The 2,001-nt window shown below is 71.1% G+C and carries 2 protein-coding genes and 1 pseudogene; all 3 read left to right on the forward strand.

The features are described 5' to 3' along the window. Positions 1-159, forward strand: a pseudogene (locus tag ELR45_RS42590) (2-phospho-L-lactate transferase); the annotation flags it as partial. A 94-nt stretch (positions 160-253) separates the two neighbouring features. Beyond that, on the forward strand, positions 254-1,612 hold the full coding sequence (locus ELR45_RS08625) for a coenzyme F420-0:L-glutamate ligase (RefSeq protein WP_129665188.1): 1,359 nt from the start codon (positions 254-256) through the stop codon (positions 1,610-1,612). A gap of 21 nt (positions 1,613-1,633) precedes the next feature. Next, positions 1,634-2,001: TIGR03089 family protein (locus ELR45_RS37270; RefSeq protein WP_240759323.1), on the forward strand; the 368-nt coding region annotated here is incomplete at its 3' end.

Raw genomic sequence — 2,001 nt, forward strand, 5'->3', positions numbered from 1 at the left:
CTGGTCGACTCCGCGGATGCGGGCGCCGTCCCCGACGTCGAGGCGCTGGGTGTGAGCTGCCGCGCCGTCCCGTTGTGGATGCACGACGTGGACGCGACGGCGGAGATGGCGAGGGCGGCCCTGGACCTCGCCCAGAGCCTCCGTGGGGCGAACGCGTGAGCCGGCACGGTCGGCGACGCTCGATCAGATACGAGTTCAGGGCACTATTACGCCCTGAACTCGTATCTGATCGCCGCGACAAGGCGGTGCACGGGTGATCGACGCACCACGGTTCGAGGTACGCGGGGTTCCCGGCATCCCCGAGGTACGCGACGGCCACGATCTCGCGGAACTCCTGGTCGACGCGCTCCACGACGGCCCGGAACCGCCGCTGATCGACGGCGACATCATCGTCGTGACCAGCAAGATCGTCAGCAAGGCAGAAGGCCGCGTCCGGAAAGGTACGGATCGTGACCAGGCGATCGACGACGAGGCAGTACGTACCGTCGCCGAGTGGCGGACGCCGAATGGGCGGACCCGCGTGGTCGAGACACGGCACGGGTTCGTGATGGCCGCCGCCGGAGTGGATGCCTCGAACGTCGACGCCGGCGCCATCGTGCTCCTGCCGGAGGACCCGGACGCGTCGGCGCGCCGGATCCGCGACGGACTGCGCCGGCGCTTGGGTGTGCACGTGGGCGTGATCGTCACCGACACGGCCGGTCGGGCCTGGCGCAACGGCGTCGTCGACATGGCGATCGGCGCCGCCGGCGTCCATGTGGTCGATGATCTGCGCGGACGAACCGACTCGTACGGGAACGACCTCGGAGTGACGGTGGTCGCCATCGCCGACGAACTGGCCGCCGCGACCGAGCTGGTCCGTGGCAAGCTGTCGGGTGTGCCCGTCGCGGTGGTGCGGGGTCTTCCGCATGTGCTGCTTCCCGCCGACGACGGGCCCGGCGGCGGGGACGCCGCCGGCGGGGCGTCAGTGCTCGTCCGGCCGTCGGCGGAGGACCGTTTCCGCCTGGGGACGCCCGAAGCGATGCGCGAGGCGGTGTTCGCCCGGCGCGATATGACGCATTTCACAACCGAGCCGGTCGACCGGTCAACGCTCCGGCGTGCGGTCGAGGCCGCCTTGGCGGCGCCGCGGCCGTGGTCACCGTCAGCGGGCGAGCCGTCTGGTGAGAGCACCGGACCCGTACGGTCGGAGCCGCCCGTCAGGTTCGTCGTCGTCGAGTCCGACGCAGCCCGTTCCGCGCTGGCGGCGGTCGTCGACCGGGCCCCGGACGACTACCGTTCCGGCGACGTACGGCCCTCCGAGGTCCTGCGCAGGGCCGCGTGTGTCCTCGTCCCTTGTGCCGCGGCTATCCCGGACGTCCGCGTCACACTGGCTGTAGGGGCCGCCGTCGAGAATCTGCTCATCGCGCTTGCCGCCGCCGGGCTCGGCGCCGCCTGGGTCTTTCCCACCGATTCGCGCCCGTCACGGAGTGACAGGTCCCACACCGATGAGGTCTCCGCTGCGCTTCAGCTGCCCGATGGCTGGACGCCGATGGGCGCGATCGCGGTCGGCCATCCCGACGGCTCCGCGGGCGCTCACCCCCCGTACCCGGTCGACGACTTTGTCACCACCCGCTGAACGGCAACGTAACCTCGGCCTATGGTTTCGACGCCGCACGATCTGCTCCGCACGGAACTCAGCCGCGACGGCTCGCGGCCACTGGTCACGTTCTACGACGACGCCACCGGTGAGCGAATCGAGCTCTCCGTGACGACGTTCGACAACTGGGTGGCCAAGACCGCCGGCCTGCTGCGTGACGACCTCATGGCCGACGCTGGGACACGCGTCGGCCTGATGCTCCCGCCGCATTGGCAAGCCCTGGTGTGGGCGGGCGCCTGCTGGGCGCTGGGAGCATGCGTAGTGGACAACGACGACGCCGACGTGCTGGTGACGGGCCCGGAGACACTCGACGAGGCCACCGGCGCCGACGTCGAGGAGGTGGTCGCGCTGTCCCTGCGCCCGCTCGG

Origin of the sequence: Phytoactinopolyspora endophytica, assembly GCF_004138495.1 — a bacterium.
GTDB lineage: Bacteria > Actinomycetota > Actinomycetes > Jiangellales > Jiangellaceae > Phytoactinopolyspora > Phytoactinopolyspora endophytica.